Source organism: Peribacillus sp. B65 (assembly GCF_058513295.1).
Genome location: NZ_CP195840.1, coordinates 537,704 through 560,890, shown reverse-complemented (window position 1 = coordinate 560,890; position 23,187 = coordinate 537,704). Strand labels below are relative to the sequence as shown.

Sequence of the window (23,187 nt, the reverse complement as noted above, 5' to 3'; positions counted from 1 at the left end):
TGGAGATTGAAAAGAATAAATATATAGAAGGTAAATGCGGTTCTAACCTGTCCATTTTGGATTAAACTATTAAGAGGGAGATTCGGTTTAAGGAGGGGCATCATGGTCAGAAAATGGGCTGGCAGAGCGATTCTATTATATATCCTTTATGCAGCAGCGATGTATTGGTATATTTTTTATGGAGCTGATACCTCCATTCCCGAAGCTTTGCGTGGAACTGCAGCAGATCCTGCAACATTCCTGAATGCAAGGGAACTAAAGCTTAGCGAAGAATATTCAGGGCTGCGGAATTTCATTTTTTTCGTATCCACGCCATATGAATGGCTGCTGTATTTCTTCATTTTACTATTTGGTTTATCAAAAGCATTTGAAATGTCGTCAAAGGCGGTCTCGAGAAGGAAAGCGATCAGAACGGGCATTTACTTATTCTGGCTTTCCGTTATTTCTTACCTGGCACTGTTTCCAATCAGTTTCATTGGATATCGGATGAGCAAAAGTTACCATATAAGTACACAAAGTTTTACCTCGTGGATGAAGGATGGAGTCATCGAATTCTGGGTGAATTTTGGGATGATGTTCATTATCGTTTCCGTTTTATATTGGTTAATGAAGAAAAGTGTGAAGAAGTGGTGGCTCTATGCCTGGATGTTGTCCATTCCATTTACCTTGTTCCTGATGTTTGTTCAGCCTGTAGTGATTGATCCGCTGTACAATGAATTCTACCCGCTAAAAAATAAAGAGCTGGAAACGGAAATATTGGCACTTGCGTCACAGGCTGAAATTCCGGCTGAACATGTGTATGAAGTAAATATGGCGGAAAAGACAAATGCCTTGAATGCATACGTGACCGGCATAGGTTCCAACTCAAGAATAGTTCTTTGGGATACGACTCTGAACAAACTGAAGGAAGATGAAATCCTTTTTATCATGGCACATGAAATGGCTCATTATGTGGAAAAGCACATTTATATAGGGATTGCAGGTTATTTAGGACTGACTTTAATCGGTTTGTGGCTGACATCGAAAATAATGAATTTTATCATTAGACGCTGGGGCCACCTGTTAAAGGTCCGTTCGGTTGACAGCATATCATCTCTTCCATTATTTCTCTTAATAACGTCTGTGCTGCTCTTTGCTTCGAGTCCGCTGTCCAATTATGTTTCCAGATATCAAGAAACAAGGGCTGACCGTTACGCCATTGAAATGACCGGGGATAAAGAATCAGCAATCACGACTTTCCAGGAACTCACGAGGTCGGGTTTGAGTCAGGTCAACCCGCCATTCCTGGTTAAATGGCTGAGGTATTCCCATCCAACCATGCTCGAACGGATTTCAACTGTTGAAAACGCAGATACAAAGGGTGATTGAAAGCCAGCTGAATACCAGCTGGCTTTTTTTCTTCGGAAAGTGGAAGTTTGTAGTTGTTTTCAGAAAAAACTATTATTTTTAAAAATCTTAGGTTCTCTACTATAATAAATTAAATTCCCAGTTCGTTTTAAGGAGATCGGATATGTATAATGTACTTTTCATCACTATAGGCTCAGTGCTTGTGGCAGTAGCCTACAACTTATTTTTGATACCACATTTAATTTTAAGCAGCGGACTTAGTGGGCTTGCGATTATGTTCGGAATCATCACCCCGGTCAACACAGGGATATTGAATTTTCTGATGAACCTGCCATTGCTGATTCTTGGATACCTGAAATTAGGGAGACGCTTTATCACCTATACGATATTATCAGTTGTCGTGATTTCCGTCAGTTTATATCTCATTCCAGTTCACGGAATTTCCACTGAACCGATTTTGTCTTCTTTATTTGGCGGAATCATATCGGGAATCGGTATAGGCATCGTCTTTCGCGCTTCGGGGTCTTCGGGCGGCTTTGACATCATTGCCATGCTATTGGCTAAGAAGAGCGACTTTCCGCTTGGTACATTGCTTTCGGTGATGAATGCAGTTGTGGTGGTTATCTCAGGCTTCATCTTCGGTTGGGATGCCGCATTATATACGCTGATTTCAATTTATGCAGCAGGAAAGGTGATCGATACGATCCATTCCAATCACATTAAATTAACATTGATGATCGTGACCAAAAAGAGTGACGAAATGAAAACGAAGCTCCTGACCAACCTATATCGTGGTATTACAGTCATGGATGGTGAAGGTGCATATTCAGGAGAAAAGAGTAAAGTAATGATGACAGTCATTACACGTTATCAGTTAACCGATGTAAAAACGATGATAAAAGAAGTTGATCCGAATGCTTTTGTCAATATTACCGAAACATCCGAGGTCATGGGGATGTTTCATAAAGAGTGATGATAATTAGAAAAGCCTCCCAACATTATGGGAGGCTTTTTTGATCATTAGGCTTTTTTTAAATCATGCATTTTAATTTCCAAACTGTTTTAGTAAAACGTTCATTTCAGAACTTAGTTTTAAGAATAAAGGTTTGTTTTTCTTATCCAAGGCTTCATCGATCTGTTTTGCAAGGATATTCTTTTTGGTAGTAAGGACGGCTTCCTGAATAATCATATCAATTAACATTTCCTGAACCACGGCATCGTTTTTCATTTCGCTCATTGATAAGGACTTCACTGACTCTGAATAAGATTTTTCATTTTTCAAAGTTACCACCCCTGACCCTTTTTATTATTATATGGATTTGAGTGGATAAAATCAACTGAAAATTTAAAAAATTTAAATATTAATAGAGAATGTGTCGTTTATATGAAGAAAAAGCCACTATATAAAAGAATTTTTAATTCTTTGTGAACTTACTTTTTATGTTCAAGGGTTGTGCTATTATAGTGAGTAATTTAACATACATTTACTATCTCCATTCACTTTTCTTCGGCAATGGGGAATGGAAGGGTACAAGCAATTAAGGGCATAAGCTTTGGTAAAGTAAAAGCGATGTTTAGCAATGAGGAAGAGGTGGATTAAAAATGAAGGAAAACAATCAGGGAATCATCGAGGAATATGAAATCACGCCACATACATTGATGGTTTCGCCAATCAATTACGGCAGTAAAATATATGCCCGTATAGTTGAAATGGAGGACGAGTTCATATCCCCGTTTAAACCTTTGGAAATAATAAAGAAAAGCTGTGAGTTTTTCGGATCAAGTTATGAAGGACGCAAGCAAGGCACAAAACAGCTTATAAACATCACACATAAAGCACCTATTGCGATCGATCCGACCAGTTCGATTTTCTTCTTTCCCACTACATCTCCGTTGCGTCCTCAATGCATCTGGTTATCACATGAGCATGTGGTATCCTATGATCGCCTGGATTCCAAACATACTACCATCACATTCAGGAATAGACAAACCATCGATATAGCAGTATCATGCAGTTCTTTTGAAAACCAGCTGCACCGGACTTCGTTTTTAAAAACGAAATTGATCCAGAGGATTGAGGAAACAAAGAGGAAATCATTCTATCTGTTCACCGAAGCAAACGGGGTCAAGGCTTCAGAGGTAATGTCAAAGTATATACCGCGTTAGACATTCAAAATTAAAGCAAGCCCTTCTTATTAAAGAAGGGCCCAGGAATTAATCTTCAAATAATTCATCCATTAGATCGTCAATTTCTTTTCTTAACTTCTCAGTGCCCTCTTTGGAAATGGTGATGGTATCTCCATCGATAATCAGCATATCTCCTACTTTTGCTCCCTTGGGGAGAGCGCTTTTAGGAAAATCCTTCATGTCACCACCATCGATTTCAACGACAGCGATCTTTCCTTCGAAGCGGTCAATAATACCTTGTACCATTTATTTCACCGTCTTTACAGTAATTTTCTGACCTGTAGAAGTAAAAATAATGTTACCTGATTTATCTGTGCGATAAGTTTTGGCCTTCACTGAATTCAACCGTTTTATAACAGTGGAAGTAGGATGCCCATAGCCATTTTTTCCTACACTGATTACAGCGTATTTCGGTTTTGTTTTGTTAATGAATGCTGAACTAGTTGATGTTTTTGCACCATGATGGCCGACTTTAAGTACATCCACACTTGGTACCAGTTTTTTAGCCAGCATATCTGTCTCTGATTTTTCTTCAGCATCACCTGTAAACAAGAATGTTTTTTTGTCGTGTTTAAGTAAAAGGACTGCACTCCAATTATTTAAGTCAGACTTGGCATATTCTTTAACAGGTGCAATGAATTTAAGGGAATTATCCTTAGCTTTAGTGTTGATTTCCACGCCAGTCTGCGCTTTTTTTATTGTAAGCTTCTTCTGCTTAACAGCCGTTAAAAAGTCTTTATATGCCTGGGTAGTATGAGAAACTTTAGGGGCATACACAGATTTTACATTAAGCGATTTAATCACATAAGCCAGACCGCCCACATGATCCGCATCTGGGTGAGTGGATACTAATGCATTAAGTGTTTTCACCTTTTGCTTTTTTAGGTAGGCTACAACTTCGTCGCCCTTTCCTTTACCGCCGCCATCAATTAAAACGTTTTCGTTACCGGTTTGAATAAGGATGGCATCTCCTTGTCCAACATTGATGAAATGTACCTTCACATTTGAGGCTGCCTCAGTTGTTTTAAGTCCAGTGAATAAAGACAAAACAAGAACAGCAACCAGTAGAATATTTATTTTCTTCATTTTTCCCCTCCAAATAATAATTTACCATGTGTAATTCGAAAAATGGGGATTTGGACATAATTTTCTTTGTGATAAAAAAAGGAAGCAGGCATCAGAATCGTGGTTAGGTAAAATGATCCTGGGTATTTATGATGGATTGTCGCTGGTGAAGAAGGGGAATGTATCTGAGTTTTTAATATGGTGGAGGAGATGATATTCTACAGGCGGATAATGGAATGATTCTTTCATACGATCAATCATATCAATGTTTGCTTTAGCAAAAGTCACAACCAAAAGCCCTTCTCATATGAGAAGGGCATCAGAATTAATCTTCAAATAGCTCATCCATTAAATCTTGAATTTCTTTTTTTATGTTTCAGAGACTTCTTCTCTCAAATGGTTCAGAAATAGAGGTGAGAGAATGCTGAATTTCAAATCACTTCTAAAATGAAACTACCTATTAAAGTGATAAAAAAACATGCTCTCCCAATAAAAAGTGCCTTTTGGGGGACCTTTAATTGCTTCTCAAGGTAATATATATATCCAAAAATGAAAGACGTTCCTAATGTAAGAATAATGTAATCTGCTTCAAAACCTAGAATTGTATAGTTATATACCGGTATACTTCTAATATAACCAATAACGAATACCCCTATTGCAATATATCCAAGTATAGAATTTATTATAAGGCTACTCTTTTTCATAATTTCCCCCGACTTTATTTGGACTGCACTTCATAGCATTCGTATATCATTTTAAAGCGACATGCCGTAAATCAATATAAGGGTATAAAGATTTATATGTTATGAAATTTTTCTCTTTTTTTGACCCCATTGTATAATTTCTGTCTCTATGTAACCCTTATTATCTTTCCGCTAACTATTCGGGAGGTCTGTACTTTCCGTCTTCTTTGTTATGTGTTTCTTCTGGATAAATCTCTTTAACAAAAGTTTTCAAAATGAAAATTGGTGCAATATACTGTGTTTAGACAAAATACTTTCTGCTATTCCAATTAGATCTAATAGATTGTTCACCATATATTAGTAAAATGTTGCTATGATTGGATATAATTAAATACGTTAGCAATTAATCAAGAAGCATTTACAGAGTGTAGTTAAAATCAGAAAATCAAATTTACTCGATGGAATATCATTTGCTGATAAAGTTCCAAATAAAAAACATTATAGCTTATTCTTAACCGAAACATTCCGTTACGTTAATTCATATATTGACTGATTAAGCTTAACCTTCTCATATAAGATACTGGATGATCTAAGGCTCCAAACATCCACATACATGGATGCCTGCACCCGCTAATTCCTTGAACGGTGGTTTTTTTCGAAAAAGTAATAACATAACAAGTCTTCAGTTTTGTTGCGAAGGCGGGGATTGAAATAATTATGATGTTCCTCGTATCCTTTATATAAAAAACAATACATCGTGAAGGATTCATCGCGTTTGATTTCACTAACCTTAATATTCTCCTTGCGCAAATAGCGCCGCACCTCGGCAAGTTCGTCTTGAACCACTTTTAAAATATGTTCGACTAGCTCCGAATAGGGCCTTTTTAATTTAAACGGACTAATTTCGATGACCTTGAGATCCCGGTTTAAGACTGTAATAACCATAGGGAGGTAGATGGCTTTTTCAATCATATTTCGGTCATCTTCTGGAATGCGGGTCATCATGACCGCCCCTTTCTAAAATAGCGCGTTTTTAATAATAGTATGTAAATTCTGCAAAATAAGAACATCTGTTCTGTTTTTTATCCTAATGTATTTTCAGTGTATATGCAAGCAGTTTTGATAAATCAAGAAATATTCGTTAACAAGATTATGTTTTCCGGAGATAGGGAAAGTATGAAGATATATGGATAATAATTCTTGCAATTTCAGGGGAAAGTGATATATCTAAAATAAACAGTTTTTAATAAGTTTATGCTGCAATGATGGCAGCATGTCGAGGGAGATAATTATGGATTTGGATACTATACGTGAGTGGTTTACACTTGATCATATATCGGCACTTATTCAGCAATATCGCTCATTCGGTCCAATTCCTGGGATCTTGCTGCCGATGCTGGAAGCATTTTTGCCTTTTTTGCCCTTAGTGGTGTTCGTGCTTGCTAATGCAACGGCTTTTGGTCTCTGGTGGGGATTTTTATTTTCTTGGATTGGTGCGGTAGCGGGGTCTTTTTTGATCTTTTGGATTATTAGAAGATATGGTCAAATGAGGTTTTTCCGATTTTTGCAAAAGCATAAACAGGTGCAGAGGTTGATGGTTTGGGTTGAGAGCCATGGATTCGGTCCTTTGTTCATATTACTCTGCTTCCCTTTTACACCCTCGGCTATCGTTAATATCGTGGCAGGACTTTCAAAAGTCAGTACCCTGCAATATGGACTTGCAGTAGTGGGTGGGAAAGCGGTGATGATTTTTACGATCAGCTTCGTAGGTTACGATTTAGTATCATTAATTCATAAGCCTGTGCGAACGATCATTATCGGAATCGTCATCTTTATCCTATGGTATGTGGGAAAAAGACTGGAAGTTAGGCTAAATAAAAGCATGAAGAGAGAAGAAGGACAATAAATTAATATATAAATGCAGTAGGGGTTGAACTAGATGGAAAAAACAAACAAGAATTCTTTATCCGATTGGATAAAACCAGCGATGATAGCTTTTGTTATTTACATCTTAATCCGTACATTTCTCTTTTCAAGCTATGATGTTGAAGGGAAGTCGATGCAGCCGACCCTTGAAGATGGAAATAAACTTGTCGTGAATAAAATCAATTACCGGATTCATGATATCAACCGTTTTGACATTATTGTTTTTCATGCTAATTCACAAGAAGATTATGTTAAGCGAGTCATAGGGATTGCAGGTGACCGAATTCGTTATAAAGATGATTGGCTTTACGTAAATGGTGAAAAAGTGGATGAGCCTTATCTTGAGAAATTCAAGGAAGGTTTCCCGGAACAGGATTTTACAGGTGATTTTACATTAAAAGAATTGACGGACATGACCAAAGTTCCGGAGGGTAAGCTTTTTGTCATGGGTGATAACCGTCTTGAAAGTGCTGACAGCCGTCATTTTGGTTATATACCGGTTGAAAATGTTGTCGGTAAAGTGGATGTTCGATATTGGCCGGTCAATGATTTCAATTTTAAATTTACAGGTGAATGATTGTGGAAGCCCCAAAATTATGTGGGCTTTTTCTTTTGGGGGAAAACGCGAACGTACGATTGGTGTTTTTTAAAGGGAAACGGTAAAATAATAGAAAGTAAATCTAATTGGAAACAGAAACCTAGTCATAAAGACGAAAGTATTTCTGGTATGATGGGTCTAGATATTATGTTGTAAGGGGGAAAAAGAGATGTCACTCCGTTTTTTACTGGGAAGATCGGGTGCAGGGAAAACTTCGAATATATTGGACGAAATCCGCTCCAAATTGGCAGAAGATCCCGAAGGAAATCCAATTATCTACCTCGTTCCTGATCAGATGACGTTTCTATCTGAATATAAATTAATTAAAACACCAGGCCTTGCCGGAATGATCCGGACACAGGTTTTCAGTTTTAGCAGGCTTGCATGGCGCGTCCTTCAGGAAACCGGGGGGATGAGCCGGCTGCATTTGGACAGTGTCGGCGTCAATATGTTGATACGGAAGATCATGGAAGATAAAAAGGAAGAGTTAAAGATGTTTCGTCGATCTGCTGATAAGCAGGGGTTCATTGCACAGATGGAGCTAATGCTGGCCGAGTTCAAGCAGTATTGCATCCAACCTGATGACATTCAAAACTATTTGCAAGAAACCTCACAGGCCGGCAGCGGCATTCAGGATAAACTGCATGATCTTGAATTGGTCTATCAGGCTTTTGAGGATGAAATGGTCAACAAATATTTAGATTCCGAAGACTATTTCACTTTGCTGATCGAGAAAATGCCAGAGTCTTCATATATAAGGAATGCGGATATATACATCGATGGTTTTTATAGCTTGACTCCACAGGAATTATTGATTGTGGAAGAAATGATGAAGCTGTGCAGGAGTGTAACGATCTCACTGACGTTAGATCAGCCCTACAGGCAATATGCCCCGGATGATTTGCAGCTGTTCAGGCAAACGGGTAATCTTTATCATCACCTTTATCAGGCTGGATTGAGGAATGGCATACCGATTTCAGAAGATCGAATCTTAAAAGGGACGGAAAGGTTTGGAAAGAGTCCAGGGCTGAATCACCTGGAAACTCATTTTGCCATTCGTCCTGCACAAACGTTTGAGCAGTCACCTGATGTAACGATCGCCCAGGCAGTTAACCGCAGAGCTGAGATTGAAGGAGTTGCCCGGGACATCTTGTCGCTGGTCAGACAGAAACAGCACCGTTTCCGTGATATTGCGATTTTAGTCCGTAATGGGGAAGCATACGCAGATATTTTACAAACCGTTTTTCGGGATTATCAAATACCCTTGTTCGTCGATTCCAAACGGACGATGCTGAATCATCCTCTGATTGAACTGATTCGTTCCACTTTGGAGATCATCAATGGCTATTGGCGTTATGAGCCGGTATTTCGTGCAATCAAGACGGAGCTTCTATTTCCGCTGCAAAAAAATCATGATAGGATGCGCGAACAGGTAGATAAGCTGGAGAACTATGTGCTGGCCCGCGGCATTAAAGGAAGCAGGTGGACGTCCAAAGAACGTTGGACCTACAGGCGCTTCCGCGGCCTGGAACTCGAGGACCGGAACCAAACGGATAAGGAAATGAAGCTTGAGCAAGAGTTGAATGAGATGAAGCAATTATTTACCGAGCCCATCTTGAAGCTCTCAAAACGTGTTAAAAAGGCTGCTAATGGCAGGGAATTGTGTGAAGCCCTTTATCTATATCTTGAAGAATTGCATGTGCCGGAAAAATTGGAAAAGCTAAAACTAGAGGCAGAAGAAGCAGGTGATTTGGTATCGGCAAGAGAGCATGAGCAAACTTGGAATGCGGTTGTCGACCTATTGGACCAATTCGTTGAACTGCTGAGCGGGGAAGAGCTCTCCATGAAACAGTTTGCAGTAATTATTGAAGCTGGTCTGGAATCTCTTGAATTTTCTTTGGTACCGCCGGCAATTGACCAAGTATTGGTCGCTAATCTAGATTTATCCCGCCTGGATGATGTGAAGACAGCTTTTGTTATCGGCCTGAACGAAGGGGTTTTGCCAGGAAAAGCTGTATCTGACGGAATTTTTTCAGATAGTGATCGTGATGTGCTGCTGGCTGGCGGACTTGATGTTGCCCCAAGTTCAAAAGTGCGCCTGCTGGATGAGGAGTTCACAGCGTACAAAGCATTCACTACGCCTGCTGAGGCACTTTATTTATCATATCCGCTTGCCGATGAGGAAGGAAAGGCACTTTTACCCTCATCCTATTTAAAACGGGTAAGGGACGTATTGCCTAACGTTTCCGAAGTGTATTATATGAACGATCCATCCGATCTGCCTGCTGAGGAACAGGTGAAATATGCTGCGAATCATGATGTGGCACTATCGTACCTGGCTGCCCAATTGCAGCTGAAAAAAAGAAACTATCCAATCCATTCACTATGGTGGGATGTGTATAATGCCATTATTGATGATGAAAGGGCCGGTCCTTCAGCAACTAAGGTTTTATCGAGCCTTTTTTATCAAAATAGGACAAAGAAATTATCTGAGGAAACAAGTAAGCAATTATACGGTGAGAGCATTCTTACGAGTGTATCCAGGATGGAAATGTTCAATAGCTGCCCGTTTTCCCATTATGCCGCTCATGGCTTGAAATTGAGGGAACGGCAGATTTTCCGTTTGGATGCACCGGATATAGGAGAGATGTTCCATGGAGCGTTGAAAATGATTTCCGATTACTTGAAGGAACATGATATACCTTGGTCTACATTGACTTCGGAACAATGCTTGGAGCTGGCCAGAATTGCCGTGGAGAGACTTGCTCCTAAACTTCAAAATCAAATCTTGTTAAGTACGAACCGCCATCACTATTTACGTAGGAAACTGGAACACGTGATTGGACGGGCCTCGATCGTATTAAGTGAACATGCAAAGGTGAGCGGTTTTGCTCCAATCGGATTAGAACTCGGATTCGGAAAAAATGGCGAGCTGCCACCACTATCTTTCACATTGAAAAACGGTACGAAGATGGAATTGGTCGGGCGAATCGACCGCGTGGATAAAGCGGAAGAAGATGAGGGTGTCTATTTGCGTGTGCTCGATTATAAGTCGAGTGAAAAGGAACTGAACATGAGTGAAGTATATTATGGACTCGCGCTGCAGATGTTGACATACCTTGATATCGTCGTCACCCATTCCAAGTCGCTTATTGGAAAAGAAGCGATCCCTGCCGGGGTTTTATATTTTCATGTGCATAATCCCGTTGTCAAATCAAAGGGAATGCTCAGCTTGGATAAAATTGAAGAAGAAATCTATAAAAGTTTTAAAATGAATGGACTTGTACTGGATCATTCAAATGTCATTCAAATGATGGATACTTCACTTGATATTGAAAATCCTGGTAAGTCGGATATCATTCCAGCTGGATTTAAAAAGGACGGATCGCTCCTTGCGGCTTCCAAAGTTGCCAGCAGGGAAGAGTTTTCGCTCCTGAATCATCATGTGCGCCGTATTTATCAGGAGGCTGGTGATCGAATTGTCGATGGTGATGTGGATATAACACCATACAAATTAAAGGAAAAAACGCCGTGTACCTTCTGTTCCTTTAAATCTGTATGCCAATTCGACCAGTCACTGGAGGAGAACCAATTCAGGAATTTGACACAGAAAAAACAAAATGACGTTCTTGAGCTATTAAGGGGGGAGGGGGAGAGCGATGAGTAAAACGAAAATTCCTGCTCTGCCAGGAGACGTGACTTGGACGGAAGATCAATGGAAGGCGATATGGGCTAAAGATCAGGACATTCTGGTAGCGGCCGCAGCAGGCTCAGGGAAAACAGCGGTGCTGGTCAACCGGATCATTCAAAAAGTCATTTCAGAAGAAGAACCAATCGATGTTGATGAACTGCTCGTCGTTACATTCACAAATGCCTCGGCTGCCGAAATGCGTCATCGGATAAGTGAGGCATTAGAAAAAGCGATCAATGATAATCCGCATTCACAGCATTTGCGTAAGCAGTTGAGCTTGATTAATCGTGCTTCGATTTCCACACTTCATTCTTTTTGTTTAGAGGTGATCAGGAAGTATTATTATCTGACGGATATCGACCCGGGCTTCCGGATTGCAGATTCTACGGAGATCCAGCTGCTTCGTGATGAAGTGATGGAAGAGCTTTTCGAGGAGCAGTATGGGCAAAGTGATAATGAAGAGTTCTTTAATTTGGTTGATGCTTTCACTAGCGATCGAAACGATGATGCACTTCAGAATATCGTTCGATCGCTGCATGATTTTTCGCAATCGAATCCAGACCCGGACCGCTGGCTTGATGGTGCCGCCAGTATGTATGAGCTGGCAGATGATGATGGGATTGATGATCTTTCGTTTATCGATTCATTGAAGTTCGATATTGGTTTACAATTGGACACCTCCAGAGATTTATTGGAACGCTCGCTTGCGTTGACAAAAATCCCTGGGGGACCGGCACCAAGGGCTGAAAACTATTTAGCCGATCTTGCCGTGGTTGCTAAACTTTCGGAAGTGAAGGACCAATCCTGGAATGCACTTTATGAGGAAATCCAAAACGTGAAATTCGGGACGGCAAAACGCCTTACCGGTGCAGATTTTATCAAGGAAGTTGCTGATGAGGCTACCAAGTACCGGGATAAGGCCAAGAAGATCATCAAATCGTTACAGGAAGAGTTATTTTCCCGGAAACCGGAAAGCTACCTACGGGATATAAGGGAGCTCAAGGGTTATGTCGATACACTTGTAATGCTTGTTAAACGGTTTGATGAAAGGTTCTTTGCTGCAAAAGCAGAAAAGAACTTGGTGGATTTCGCCGATTTGGAACATTATTGTCTACAAATTTTGACAGGGGAAACGGTGGAGGGTGAACGAAAGCCCTCAGCGGCAGCCATTGAATACAGGAACCAGTTCAAAGAGGTACTAGTGGATGAATATCAGGATACTAACCTGGTTCAGGAATCCATTTTAAAACTTGTGACGGCCGACGGCGAATATGATGGGAATCTTTTCATGGTAGGCGATGTCAAGCAGTCCATTTACCGGTTCAGGCTTGCGGAACCGAATCTCTTCCTTGGAAAATACACACGTTTTACCCATGATGGTGTTGATTCCGGACTGAAAATTGATTTAAACCGCAATTTCCGGAGCCGAAAGGAAGTTCTCGATGGGACCAATTTCTTGTTTCAACAGTTGATGGGCATTACTGTCGGTGAGATTGATTATGATGAAGATGCCCAATTGAAAAAAGGCGCCCCATATCCCGAAGACGATCCAAACCCGATCGAACTCCATTTAATTGACGGAACAGCCGACCCGGAAGCTCATTCTGAAATGGAAGGATCGGAAGGCGGGTTTGAGGCCGAGGAGCTTGAAAAAGCGCAGCTCGAAGCAAGGCAAATGGCAAAGCTCATTAAAAAGGCTATAAGCGAAAAGCATCGGATATATGATACGAAAACCAAAAAGTACCGATCTGCCACTTATCGGGACATGGTCATTCTTCTTCGTTCGATGCCATGGGCACCGCAAATCATGGAGGAATTAAAAAAACAAGGAATTCCAGTCTATGCCAATTTGTCGACAGGGTATTTTGAAGCGACCGAAGTGGCCATCATGATTTCCCTATTGAAGGTGATTGATAATCCGCAACAGGATATCCCATTGGCATCCGTTCTCCGTTCACCCATCGTCGGATTGGATGAAGAAGAGATGTCACAGGTGCGTTTATTCCATACAGGGAGCTACTATGAAGCGCTAGCTGATTTTTACAGAAAGAGTGACCCGGAAGAACATCCGGGGCTTTATGAAAAGGCCACTGCTTTTTATAAAAAACTAGTGACGTGGAGAAAGCTTGCCAGGCAGGAGGCATTATCAGACTTGATCTGGCTGCTATACCGCGAAACGCAGTTTTATGATTTTGCAGGTGGGATGCCGGGCGGAAAACAGCGTCAGGCCAATTTAAGAGCGCTGTATGACAGGGCAAGGCAATATGAAGCAAGTTCTTTCCGCGGTCTGTTCCGTTTCTTGCGTTTCATAGAAAGGATGCAAGAACGTGGAGATGATTTAGGGGCAGCTCGTGCTTTAGGGGAACAGGAAGATGTAGTCCGGCTGATGACGATTCACTCGTCAAAGGGGCTTGAGTTCCCGATCGTGTTCATTGCCGGTCTTTCCAAGCAATTCAATATGATGGATTTACGCAAGCCCTATTTACTGGATAAGGATTATGGCTTTGCGGCAAAGTATGTGAATTCCGAATTACGGATAACTTATCCATCCCTCCCTCAATTGGCCTTTAAGAAAAAAAAGCAGCTTGAATTAATTGCCGAGGAGATGCGTGTCCTCTACGTGGCTCTAACGAGGGCTAAGGAAAAGCTTTATTTGATTGCCAGTATCAATGATGCAGAAAAGATGCAGCAAAACTGGGAAAGTAATGCGGCACATGGAGATTGGCTATTGAAGGACTATGTACGGGCAGGTGCAAAAAGTTATCTTGATTGGATTGGTCCATCCCTTGTCCGGCATCGGGATTCTCTTGGGGCTGCAGGTCTTGGCTTGGAAATGGAGTCGCACCCATCGAATTGGTCCATTTCGGTCATTCCAAGTGAAGAGCTTGCTGTTCTGGATGAGGAAGAGGCACTGGTTCAAGAGCAAATGCTTGAACATGTCCAGAAATCGGAGAAGGTTGATATCGTTTCTGAGTTTTATGATGATATCAAGGAACAGCTCGAGTGGGAGTACCCCGAGCATGAGGCAACGGTGTATCGTTCCAAGCAATCCGTTTCTGAATTAAAACGTCAATATGAACTCAAGGACGAGCAAAGCTCCACAGAGCTGTTGCGTAAATTTAAGCGGCCTATCACGAAGCGGCCGACTTTCATGCAAGAAAAGTCACTGACTCCTGCTGAAAGGGGTACGATTACACATTTAGTCATGCAGCATATTGATTTATCAAAAGAGGTTACCATTCAGTCGATTCAGGAACTGATGGTTGACTTGATTCAACGTGAGCTGTTGACGGAGGAACAGAAAGAAGCTGTGGACCCTGAGACGATCGTCGATTTCTTTGACAGTGAAATCGGGCAAAGAATGCTAGAGGCCGTGAACCTTCGCCGTGAAGTGCCATTTACGATGTCGCTGCCTGCAAAGGAAGCTTACAGCGATTGGGCAGCTGGAGATGAAGAGATCCTAATCCAAGGTGTAATTGATTGTATCTTTGAGGATGAACAAGGTCTTGTGCTTCTCGATTATAAAACGGATACAATCACCGGCCGTTTTGCCAGCGGGTATGAAGGGGCTAAAGAGATTCTTGCCGATCGATACCGGATGCAGCTTCAGCTTTATACGCGGGCTGTTGAAGGGATAATGAATAAGAAGGTAACCGGCCGTTACTTGTTTTTCTTTGACGGCTCGCATTTATTGGAAGTATAAGAGAGAAGGAGTGTCCCATTGATGTGGGACGCTTCTTTTTGGATAAATAAACAGAATAGTTTGAAAAGGTATAAATGCTTACTATATACTAGTGGAGAAAAATACCTTTTTAAAGGAGTAGAGAAGAGTATGACGAGTGAGATTAAGAGCAAGGGATACTTTGGTGAGTTCGGCGGAAGCTTTGTACCGGGTGAACTTCAGGAAGTAATGGATATTTTAGAAACGGAATTCCTGAAATATAAGGATGACCCCGAATTCATTGAGGAGTTTAAATATTATCTGAAAGAATATGTAGGACGCGAAAACCCGTTAACACTTGCAAAGAATTTAACGAAAAAGGTTGGCGGGGCAAAAATATACTTGAAGCGTGAAGATCTGAACCATACAGGTGCTCACAAAATTAATAATGCGATCGGCCAAATCCTGCTCGCTAAACGGATGGGTTCTAAACGAGTCATCGCAGAAACTGGCGCTGGGCAGCATGGTGTGGCGACTGCGACTGCATGTGCGATGTTTGGCATGGAATGTGTGATTTATATGGGTAAGCTGGATACGGAGAGGCAGGCATTGAATGTCTTTCGGATGGAATTGTTGGGGGCAAAAGTCGTAGCGGTCGAAAAGGGACAGGGTCGATTGAAGGATGCCGTTGATGAGGCATTGAATGATTTGGTGCAAAACTATGAAAATACTTTTTACTTGCTTGGTTCAGCAGTGGGACCACACCCATATCCAACGATCGTTAAACATTTCCAATCAATCATAAGTGAAGAATCAAAACGCCAAATCCTTGAAAAGGAAGGAAAACTGCCAACTGCCATCATTGCTTGTGCAGGAGGGGGAAGTAATGCGATCGGTGCTTTTGCTCATTATATTGATGAAGACAATGTCCGTTTAATTGGTGTAGAGCCAATTGAAGCCCCAAGTATTTCGCAAGGTGTCCCGGCAGTATTGCACGGATTCAAAAGTTTGACGTTAGTGGACGAACAAGGAGAACCAAAACCGACATTCTCCATAGCTGCCGGTTTGGATTACCCGAGCGTGGGGCCCGAGCATAGTTTTTTGAAAGAAAGCGGACGAGCGGAGTATGTGACGGTAAAAGGGGAAGAAGCCCTTGAGGCTTTTCAGGTATTATCCAAAACAGAGGGAATCATTCCTGCTCTCGAAAGCTCACATGCTCTAGCTCACGCCATGAAGCTCGCAAAAGAGTTAACAAGAGATGATATACTGATCGTTAATTTATCAGGCAGGGGAGACAAAGATGTCGAGCAAGTATTCAACATGTTAGAAAAATAGGCCGAATTTAAAAGCCTCCCTGGAAATGGGAGGCTTTTTCTATAACTAATTATTCCCTGTAATGGGCTGGTCGACCCCATTGACATCAAGGACATTGCTACCGTTCAGGCCATTGGCCGTAAAAACGATTGCAGCCGTGTTCCCTGAGCCGGATCCGCTAACGGATTTGGAGGAAGACTTAGGGGAAATGACGGCGCAATCACCGAATAACAGGTTTCCTTGAGCGACATTAAATACTTGAACTGGGCCGATAATGGCGGGCATATGAACCCCTCCTTTAAAAGTTTAAGTGTTGTTGGTTGAATCCTCGATTGGCGTCTCTTCGGGTTTTTTAGGAACCTCCCGAATATGTTTCACTCTTGATTCCATACGTGCATGGCCTACGTTCCCCACACCAACCACAGATGAGGAAGATATCCCGATAATATTGATATTGCCGACCCGTATGAAGGGATTCGGATTTGAAAAACTTGATATCACGGGTTCATTCAATCTCGGGATATAAAGTGGTTTCTTAAAAATGTCATAGTTTTCGAAATGAATATCGACTGAATGGAAAGTTTCACTTTTCTTCTGAACCGCTATAGCCAGGGCATTTCCATCTATAAATGAAGTATCCCCGATTTGCAGGGTGGAGCTGAATGATACCGTGTCGGATAATAAAGATTTTACTTTTGATATTCTTGAAAACATGATATTTATCCTTCTGGAGAAAGAGGTACGAATGGCCCGATGATAAGGGATTCTGGCGGGGTATCGAATGCTGAGGATAGTTGGACCGTTTGTACATCCCCTATGAGAAATAAGGCAGAGCTTGCTACACCGGTAATTTTAATATCTCCTACACAAAGCTGGTGATTGGTTACATTAAACTCCATTTGGATTTCCTCCTGTCTCGGCTTGTGAATGGGTAATGAATTGTAATAATGCAGTTTGAATATCGGATTTCACCTTTTCCCTGATCTTTTCCTTGATATTATCCCTTTGCTGCGGAGCACGTTCCGCGTAAGAAAGATTATCAAAATACATATTGATCCGTTGATGAAGCTGGCGCTCGACGTCTTGTTTAATGAAGTCATGATAAGAGGGTTCCAATGATATTTTCAGCTGGGTTTCCGCATCGTTGATCATATTTTCCAAGTCTGAAAGTATATCGTTTTGAATTTCCTGGACGACGATTTCCCTGCCTGGAAATAGGTTAGGTGCTGGTTGGACGGCTTGGTTGTTGACGGCAAATTCATCAATGTTGTTAAGGTCAGTTGGATTTAAACCGATATTCAATGTTCCATCTAAAGATTCGACCTTTAGCTGATCGAATTTATATTCAATTTTATCCACATGGATTGGCGGTTTATTTTTTAGCTCGGCAATTTCATCTGTCAGGCGTTTGAGTTCGTGTTCAAGTTTCATGATCCGTTTATCCTGGGCTTCAAGGAAACGCTGCATTTGTATGGAATATGAATAGAGATCCTGATTCACGATTCAACACCCCACCTTCACAATAAGTTAATTTCATATAAGACAGTATATGAAAAAGTTGGAGGTAGGTGAATGCCTATGAACTAGGAGGGTGTAAATGGGACGAAACTGGTCGATGGGATTACATCTGCTTCAATTTCGGGAGCAGGCTCAGTGAATCCACCGGTATTGGCTAATGTGGAATATGGTTTGATCACCCCGGCACTTCCTATTTGAAAAACGGATGAATTGGCGATGCTTTCAATTTTTATCATATTGATTTGTATGGTCTGGTGAATATTGAAGATCATGCTGACTCCTTTCTTAAAACATTAGAGATTTAAGACCAGTGGCTGATCAACACCATCTGTATCATTTGTATTCGTGGTGCTATAGGCATTATAGAGGGATATGGATTCACCCGTATTAAACGAGCCAGCACCTGCAAACGTTTTTGAGGTGGAATAGGGACTAATTTTAAAGACGTCACCAATATGGACAATTCCACTGCTACCGACGTTGATGACTTGAACGACTCCTACGATGGCCGGCAAGAAAATCACCCTTTTTTTATTCTGGTTTTTCCCTGAATCTCAGGCATGAGCCTAGCGCTGAAGGGAGTTTCAATGTATTGTATGTTGACTGATGATTGATGTGATTCATCTGCCTATCAATATATTGTTATATAACACTGGTGGATATTATTGAAATGTTATAAACAGATATGGTAATATAATGCTAATTCAGAATTTTCAAATAAAACTAGAGGTGAGGAAATGAATGTACCATTAGTATTATCGCAGTTCTTAGATCGAGCAGCCTTACTATATGGCGATAAGAGAGCCATCATTGGAGATGACAGGGTATTAACCTACGCAGAATTGAACGGCCGTGTAAACCAGCTTTCAAATGGTTTAAGGAATCTTGGAGTCAAAAAGGGTGAAAAGGTGGCATATTTGGCACCTAACTCAATTGAAATGCTTGAAGGCTTTTATGGGGTGTTTCAGCTTGGGGCCGTAATCGTTCCCTTGAATATCCGCTTGAAACCTGCAGATTATGTATTCATTTTGAACCACAGCGAGTCAAAGGTCCTTTTCGTAGATCAGGAATTGTATCATCTTATTTCCCCTGTTAAGGATGAACTTGAATCGGTGGAGCACATAATCGTTCATTATAAAGGTGAAGAAATAAATGAAACCGATTACAACCATTGGCTGGAACGTTATGATGACAAGTGCTTTAACCGGGAAACCGTGGATGAAAATGATGTTTCGAGTCTCCTTTATACTAGCGGGACCACTGGGAATCCTAAAGGGGTGATGCTGACTCACCGCAACAACTATTTACATGCCCTGGGTGCGATGCATCATTTCAGGGTCAATGACCGCGATACATATTTGCATGTACTGCCGATGTTCCACGTAAATGGGTGGGGTGCCCCATTTTATTATACGGCAAATGGTGCCACTCAAGTTTGTTTGAGGAAAACCAGCCCCGAAACGATATTTGATGCATTACAAAAGCATAAGGTTTCCATCATGCATATGGCACCAACGGTTCTGAATTCATTGTTTCAGTATTATGAACGGAATGTTCCGAATCTCGAGCAGGATATTCGAATCGTTGTTGCGGGTTCCGCTCCGCCTCCTGCATTCGTTACAAGGGTGGAAAAAGAGTTAGGCTGGGAATTCATCCAAATTTACGGAATGACTGAATCGACACCTGTTAGTCTGATATCGCTGATTCGTTCTGAATTCGATGATCTTTCGGAAAAAGAAAAATACAGGATGAAGGCGAAAGCCGGATATCCCATCATAGGCAGTGAGGTAAAGGTTATCCATGAAAATGGTGAGGAAGTGGCCCATGATGGCGTGGATATCGGGGAGCTCATTGTCCGCAGTCATGGAGTGATGTTAGGTTATTGGAAAAATGAAGAAGCGACAAGCCAGACATTGAGAAATGGATGGCTGCATACAGGGGATATGGCCACCATCGATGAAAATGGCAATGTGGATATCGTTGACCGCAAAAAGGATATCATCATCAGTGGCGGAGAAAATATCTCTTCCATAGAAGTGGAAGGGGTGCTCTACGAGCATCCGGACATTCTTGAAGCGGCAGTCATTGCCGTTCCCCATGAAAAGTGGGGAGAGACGCCGCATGCCTTCATTGTGCCAAAAAGGGGTGTGGAATTAACGGAGGATGATATAAGGACCTTCACACGGGAAAAACTAGCTCACTTCAAATCAGTTACCAGTGTGTCGTTCGTCGATGAGCTTCCGAAAACGGCATCGGGAAAAATACAAAAAATCCATCTCCGTAATGATTACTGGGAATCTAAGGGGAAAACAGGCAGATTCGTCAATTGAAGCTCACTAACGCTGTTCAGAAATGATCAGCGTTTTTTTCCGTTCACCCGTTCGATGGGTTTCATATTAAGCTATGAAGATATCGGACTTGATAAATGAAGATTGCGGGGCCGATATGTTTCCATTCATAAATAAGCCGCAGTAACTCATGCCATTGTTGGATAAGGATGTTCATTCAAGAGCATTGGAATTTGTTTCGATAAAAAGCTTCCTGTTTAACGAGAAAGTGTTACTATTATAAAATATTTCAAATTATTTTGATTTTCATTTTTTCATCATGTTTATTGTAGGAGTCTTGGATTGTGGGGGAGAGCATTGAAACGTATACATTATAGCTGGGTTATTTTAATCATAACATTCTTCTCGATTATTGTAGCCGGAATCGTTAGGTCATCATCGGGAGTATTCATCGTTCCATTTGAAAATGAGTTCGGGTGGGATCGGTCCGTCATTTCTTTAGCCTTCGCCATAAGTTTGTTTCTTTATGGATTATCGGGTCCATTCATGGCCGCTCTAATTGAAGTGCTTGGATTGAAGAAAATGATGGTATTGGCCATGTCCACTTTATTGGCAGGGATTTTACTCACTTTTTTCATGGAGCATGAATGGCAGCTCATTCTTATCTGGGGAATTATCATTGGATTGGGTTCTGGAGTGTTTTTAACGGTATTGAGCCCATATGTGGCAAATCGTTGGTTCGAAAAGAGGCGGGGACTGGCGGTCGGGATACTCACGGCAAGTACGGCCACAGGTCAGCTCATTTTACTTCCGGTTTTAGCCATCATCATTGAGAATTACTCGTGGAGATGGGCGATTGGATTAATTTTGGTCCTTAGCTTGATCATGCTGGCAATCATCCTTTTGTTCATGAAAAACAATCCGAAGGAAGTGGGCACTCTTCCATATGGATTAGAAGAGGAAAATCAGGAGGCTGTTACAGTCCAAAAGAAGAACCCCATCGCCATGGCCTTTCAGTCGTTGATTGAAGCAGTGAGAGTGAAGGAGTTCTGGTTATTGGCAGGAAGCTTTTTTATATGCGGACTTTCGACGAGCGGGTTGATCGGCACACATTTCATTTCTTACTGCATTAGTTTTGGTTTACCGGTTGTGACGGCAGCATCAATGCTGTCTTTCATGGGAATCTTTGATTTGATTGGTACGACTGTATCCGGGTGGTTATCAGATCGTTTTGATAACCGTTGGCTATTGTTTTGGTATTACGCTCTAAGGGGTGCTTCCCTCGTATTACTTCCTTTTGCGCTAAATGAAGGCTCAATTGGCCTATTGATCATCTTTTCCGTTTTTTATGGCTTGGATTGGATTGCCACCGTTCCTCCGACCATTAGCATTTCAAGGCAAGTCTTTGGCATGGAGAAAAGCGGGATCGTATACGGGTGGATATTCGCGGCCCATCAGGTCGGTGCAGCAGTGGCGGCGTATGGTGGAGGGCTTATCTTCAAAATATTCAACTCCTATACATGGGCATTCTTCCTTGCAGGAATCTTTTGCTTATTGGGCAGCTTGTTTGTCATACTGATAAAAAAGCAAAAAGCGGTCACAAAAGTTAAAGATGGTGCAATGGAGTTATAGAAAAACTGTATGGATGAAAGTGGGTGTACCTATGAAGGGCACGATGGTACCATTGCAGGAAAGTAAAAGGATCGAAAGCATCGATATTTTACGTGGATTAGCCATTTTAGGGATTTTTTTAGTGAATATGCCTTCTTTCCACTCGCCGCTCTTGTACATAGATGGTGCCGAGCGGTGGGCTGGAGGATGGGACAGGATTTTGTATGTATTCAGTGATATTGTCGCACAGGCCAGCTTTTATCCGTTATTTGCCTTTCTGTTCGGTTTCGGGGCGATCATACTGGCTGTAAGGAGTGAAGAAAAGGGTACTTCATTTCCTTTGCTATATATGAAAAGGCTAAGTTTCCTGCTGATACTTGGATGCATTCATGCTTTTTTCATCTGGCATGGGGACATCCTCATTAATTATGCTGTATTTGGGTTTGCCTTTTTGTTTTTTTATAAGATGAGGGGCAGGAATTTAATTCTGCTAAGCTCGGTTTGTTATGTCCTGCCTTTTGCGATATTGAGTTCACTATTTCTTATAATGAGCATTTTTGAAGGGGATTCGATGGCAATCACGACTGATTCGGAGATGATGAAACAGTCTTTGGAAGCTTATCAATCTGGTACATTTACGGAAATAATGAGTCAAAGGGCGCTGGATTGGTATATGGTGAACAACCCCTTTAATGCCATTATCCTTTTCTTATCGATTTTTCCGTTTTTTTTAATGGGAGCAGGCGTTGCAAAACAAGGCTTTCTCCAAAATCCAACCCAATATAAACGACAATTGAAAACGATATCGATTGTAAGTTTGCTATTGGGGATGTCAATTAAGTTTCTGCCATATGTGACGGTATACCATTTTGGTACGATATTCGTGCAGGATTATTTGGGAGGACCGTTACTTACGGTTTTTTATATCACGGCAATCGCGCTTTTGGCGGAGCGGGCAGGGGCTTCCCGCCTATTACAACCGTTTTCGTATATCGGAAGGATGTCGATGAGCAATTACTTGTTCCAATCGATGGTATGTACGGCCATTTTTTATTCATATGGGCTTGGTTTATATGGATCAGTCTCCTATACGACAGGATTTGTTTTCCTAATAGCCCTGTTTTGCCTGCAAATTCTGCTTTCCTTATTGTGGATGGGTCTGTTTTATTACGGACCGGTTGAATATATATGGCGTTTTTTTACATATGGTAAAAAGCCGGTTATGCGCAAGTAGGGACCAGTTAAGAAGAAATGTAAATGATGTTCATTAAATTGTTGGTTTTACCCATTCAGGTGGG

21 protein-coding genes are annotated in these 23,187 nt (G+C 41.4%); 11 read left to right on the top strand and 10 right to left on the bottom strand.

Annotated elements, in window-relative coordinates; all coding sequences use genetic code 11:
• The first annotated feature begins 102 nt into the window (after positions 1-102).
• Together ACSR9O_RS02790 and ACSR9O_RS02785 are read left to right on the top strand one after the other, a co-directional pair.
• Entirely contained in the window at positions 103-1,368 is a 1,266-nt protein-coding gene (locus tag ACSR9O_RS02790; protein WP_491723867.1) for a M48 family metallopeptidase, read from the top strand.
• A 142-nt stretch (positions 1,369-1,510) separates the two neighbouring features.
• Positions 1,511-2,320, top strand: a complete 810-nt coding sequence (locus ACSR9O_RS02785) for a YitT family protein (protein WP_101224162.1) — start codon at positions 1,511-1,513, stop codon at positions 2,318-2,320.
• 72 nt (positions 2,321-2,392) lie between these two features.
• Here ACSR9O_RS02785 and ACSR9O_RS02780 read toward each other — a convergent pair whose 3' ends face one another.
• Complete coding sequence (locus ACSR9O_RS02780; RefSeq protein WP_137017118.1) at positions 2,393-2,629, bottom strand: IDEAL domain-containing protein; 237 nt, start codon at positions 2,627-2,629, stop codon at positions 2,393-2,395.
• A gap of 320 nt (positions 2,630-2,949) precedes the next feature.
• On the opposite strand from ACSR9O_RS02780, the gene ACSR9O_RS02775 reads away from it, so the two are divergent.
• Entirely contained in the window at positions 2,950-3,513 is a 564-nt protein-coding gene (locus tag ACSR9O_RS02775) for a competence protein ComK (protein WP_137017120.1), read from the top strand.
• Positions 3,514-3,561: 48 nt separating this feature from the next.
• Here the strand turns inward: ACSR9O_RS02775 and ACSR9O_RS02770 are convergent, their stop codons facing one another.
• From ACSR9O_RS02770 to ACSR9O_RS02760, 3 genes are all read right to left on the bottom strand, one after another.
• Complete coding sequence (locus ACSR9O_RS02770; RefSeq protein WP_057275817.1) at positions 3,562-3,780, bottom strand: DUF3006 domain-containing protein; 219 nt, start codon at positions 3,778-3,780, stop codon at positions 3,562-3,564.
• Positions 3,781-4,620 (bottom strand): ComEC/Rec2 family competence protein, encoded by an 840-nt coding sequence (locus tag ACSR9O_RS02765; protein ID WP_101224158.1) that lies wholly within the window; start codon positions 4,618-4,620, stop codon positions 3,781-3,783.
• Between the two features lie 1,292 nt (positions 4,621-5,912).
• On the bottom strand, positions 5,913-6,284 hold the full coding sequence (locus ACSR9O_RS02760; RefSeq protein ID WP_101224156.1) for a YhjD family protein: 372 nt from the start codon (positions 6,282-6,284) through the stop codon (positions 5,913-5,915).
• A gap of 289 nt (positions 6,285-6,573) precedes the next feature.
• On the opposite strand from ACSR9O_RS02760, the gene ACSR9O_RS02755 reads away from it, so the two are divergent.
• From ACSR9O_RS02755 to trpB, 5 genes are all read left to right on the top strand, one after another.
• A complete protein-coding gene (locus tag ACSR9O_RS02755; RefSeq protein WP_048680052.1) occupies positions 6,574-7,188 on the top strand; it encodes a TVP38/TMEM64 family protein in 615 nt (204 codons plus the stop codon).
• A 33-nt stretch (positions 7,189-7,221) separates the two neighbouring features.
• On the top strand, positions 7,222-7,785 hold the full coding sequence (gene lepB / locus ACSR9O_RS02750; protein WP_230177350.1) for a signal peptidase I: 564 nt from the start codon (positions 7,222-7,224) through the stop codon (positions 7,783-7,785).
• Positions 7,786-7,975: 190 nt separating this feature from the next.
• On the top strand, positions 7,976-11,473 hold the full coding sequence (addB, locus tag ACSR9O_RS02745) for a helicase-exonuclease AddAB subunit AddB (protein ID WP_260356906.1): 3,498 nt from the start codon (positions 7,976-7,978) through the stop codon (positions 11,471-11,473).
• Positions 11,466-15,200 carry a helicase-exonuclease AddAB subunit AddA gene (addA, locus tag ACSR9O_RS02740; RefSeq protein ID WP_260356908.1) on the top strand — a complete coding sequence of 1,245 codons (3,735 nt, stop codon included), beginning with the start codon at positions 11,466-11,468 and terminating at the stop codon, positions 15,198-15,200. The genes addB and addA overlap by 8 nt, the downstream gene beginning before the upstream one ends.
• A 129-nt stretch (positions 15,201-15,329) precedes the next feature.
• Positions 15,330-16,493: a tryptophan synthase subunit beta gene (gene trpB, locus ACSR9O_RS02735; protein ID WP_491723866.1), complete on the top strand. Its 1,164-nt coding sequence runs from the start codon at positions 15,330-15,332 to the stop codon at positions 16,491-16,493.
• 45 nt (positions 16,494-16,538) lie between these two features.
• Here trpB and ACSR9O_RS02730 read toward each other — a convergent pair whose 3' ends face one another.
• From ACSR9O_RS02730 to ACSR9O_RS02705, 6 genes are all read right to left on the bottom strand, one after another.
• Positions 16,539-16,757, bottom strand: coding sequence for a spore germination protein (locus ACSR9O_RS02730; RefSeq protein ID WP_095391926.1), 219 nt, complete (start codon positions 16,755-16,757; stop codon positions 16,539-16,541).
• A gap of 21 nt (positions 16,758-16,778) precedes the next feature.
• On the bottom strand, positions 16,779-17,186 hold the full coding sequence (locus ACSR9O_RS02725; RefSeq protein WP_230177355.1) for a spore germination protein GerPE: 408 nt from the start codon (positions 17,184-17,186) through the stop codon (positions 16,779-16,781).
• A 5-nt stretch (positions 17,187-17,191) separates the two neighbouring features.
• Positions 17,192-17,371, bottom strand: a complete 180-nt coding sequence (locus ACSR9O_RS02720; protein WP_034314611.1) for a spore germination protein GerPD — start codon at positions 17,369-17,371, stop codon at positions 17,192-17,194.
• Positions 17,361-17,972, bottom strand: coding sequence for a spore germination protein GerPC (gerPC, locus tag ACSR9O_RS02715; RefSeq protein ID WP_101224150.1), 612 nt, complete (start codon positions 17,970-17,972; stop codon positions 17,361-17,363). The genes ACSR9O_RS02720 and gerPC overlap by 11 nt, the downstream gene beginning before the upstream one ends.
• Positions 17,973-18,055: 83 nt before the next feature.
• Positions 18,056-18,262 (bottom strand): spore germination protein GerPB, encoded by a 207-nt coding sequence (locus ACSR9O_RS02710; protein ID WP_101224149.1) that lies wholly within the window; start codon positions 18,260-18,262, stop codon positions 18,056-18,058.
• A 21-nt stretch (positions 18,263-18,283) separates the two neighbouring features.
• Positions 18,284-18,505: a spore germination protein gene (locus ACSR9O_RS02705; RefSeq protein ID WP_063577089.1), complete on the bottom strand. Its 222-nt coding sequence runs from the start codon at positions 18,503-18,505 to the stop codon at positions 18,284-18,286.
• A gap of 222 nt (positions 18,506-18,727) precedes the next feature.
• Here ACSR9O_RS02705 and ACSR9O_RS02700 point away from each other — a divergent pair, with 222 nt between their 5' ends.
• From ACSR9O_RS02700 to ACSR9O_RS02690, 3 genes are all read left to right on the top strand, one after another.
• Positions 18,728-20,320 carry a long-chain-fatty-acid--CoA ligase gene (locus tag ACSR9O_RS02700; protein ID WP_491723865.1) on the top strand — a complete coding sequence of 531 codons (1,593 nt, stop codon included), beginning with the start codon at positions 18,728-18,730 and terminating at the stop codon, positions 20,318-20,320.
• 315 nt (positions 20,321-20,635) lie between these two features.
• Positions 20,636-21,910 (top strand): MFS transporter, encoded by a 1,275-nt coding sequence (locus tag ACSR9O_RS02695; RefSeq protein WP_101224438.1) that lies wholly within the window; start codon positions 20,636-20,638, stop codon positions 21,908-21,910.
• A gap of 31 nt (positions 21,911-21,941) precedes the next feature.
• On the top strand, positions 21,942-23,123 hold the full coding sequence (locus ACSR9O_RS02690; RefSeq protein WP_491723864.1) for a DUF418 domain-containing protein: 1,182 nt from the start codon (positions 21,942-21,944) through the stop codon (positions 23,121-23,123).
• Positions 23,124-23,187 lie beyond the last annotated feature (64 nt).

Bases quoted from the DNA above. Each gene is read 5' to 3' on its own strand.
- lepB (WP_230177350.1), top strand. From the start codon at position 7,222: ATGGAAAAAACAAACAAGAATTCTTTATCCGATTGGATAAAACCAGCG.
- ACSR9O_RS02725 (WP_230177355.1), bottom strand. From the start codon at position 17,186: ATGTTTTCAAGAATATCAAAAGTAAAATCTTTATTATCCGACACGGTA.
- addB (WP_260356906.1), top strand. From the start codon at position 7,976: ATGTCACTCCGTTTTTTACTGGGAAGATCGGGTGCAGGGAAAACTTCG.
- ACSR9O_RS02730 (WP_095391926.1), bottom strand. From the start codon at position 16,757: ATGCCCGCCATTATCGGCCCAGTTCAAGTATTTAATGTCGCTCAAGGA.
- ACSR9O_RS02760 (WP_101224156.1), bottom strand. From the start codon at position 6,284: ATGACCCGCATTCCAGAAGATGACCGAAATATGATTGAAAAAGCCATC.
- addA (WP_260356908.1), top strand. From the start codon at position 11,466: ATGAGTAAAACGAAAATTCCTGCTCTGCCAGGAGACGTGACTTGGACG.
- ACSR9O_RS02775 (WP_137017120.1), top strand. From the start codon at position 2,950: ATGAAGGAAAACAATCAGGGAATCATCGAGGAATATGAAATCACGCCA.
- ACSR9O_RS02755 (WP_048680052.1), top strand. From the start codon at position 6,574: ATGGATTTGGATACTATACGTGAGTGGTTTACACTTGATCATATATCG.
- ACSR9O_RS02690 (WP_491723864.1), top strand. From the start codon at position 21,942: ATGAAGGGCACGATGGTACCATTGCAGGAAAGTAAAAGGATCGAAAGC.
- ACSR9O_RS02700 (WP_491723865.1), top strand. From the start codon at position 18,728: ATGAATGTACCATTAGTATTATCGCAGTTCTTAGATCGAGCAGCCTTA.
- ACSR9O_RS02785 (WP_101224162.1), top strand. From the start codon at position 1,511: ATGTATAATGTACTTTTCATCACTATAGGCTCAGTGCTTGTGGCAGTA.
- ACSR9O_RS02720 (WP_034314611.1), bottom strand. From the start codon at position 17,371: ATGGAGTTTAATGTAACCAATCACCAGCTTTGTGTAGGAGATATTAAA.
- trpB (WP_491723866.1), top strand. From the start codon at position 15,330: ATGACGAGTGAGATTAAGAGCAAGGGATACTTTGGTGAGTTCGGCGGA.
- ACSR9O_RS02770 (WP_057275817.1), bottom strand. From the start codon at position 3,780: ATGGTACAAGGTATTATTGACCGCTTCGAAGGAAAGATCGCTGTCGTT.
- ACSR9O_RS02765 (WP_101224158.1), bottom strand. From the start codon at position 4,620: ATGAAGAAAATAAATATTCTACTGGTTGCTGTTCTTGTTTTGTCTTTA.
- ACSR9O_RS02790 (WP_491723867.1), top strand. From the start codon at position 103: ATGGTCAGAAAATGGGCTGGCAGAGCGATTCTATTATATATCCTTTAT.
- ACSR9O_RS02710 (WP_101224149.1), bottom strand. From the start codon at position 18,262: ATGATCTTCAATATTCACCAGACCATACAAATCAATATGATAAAAATT.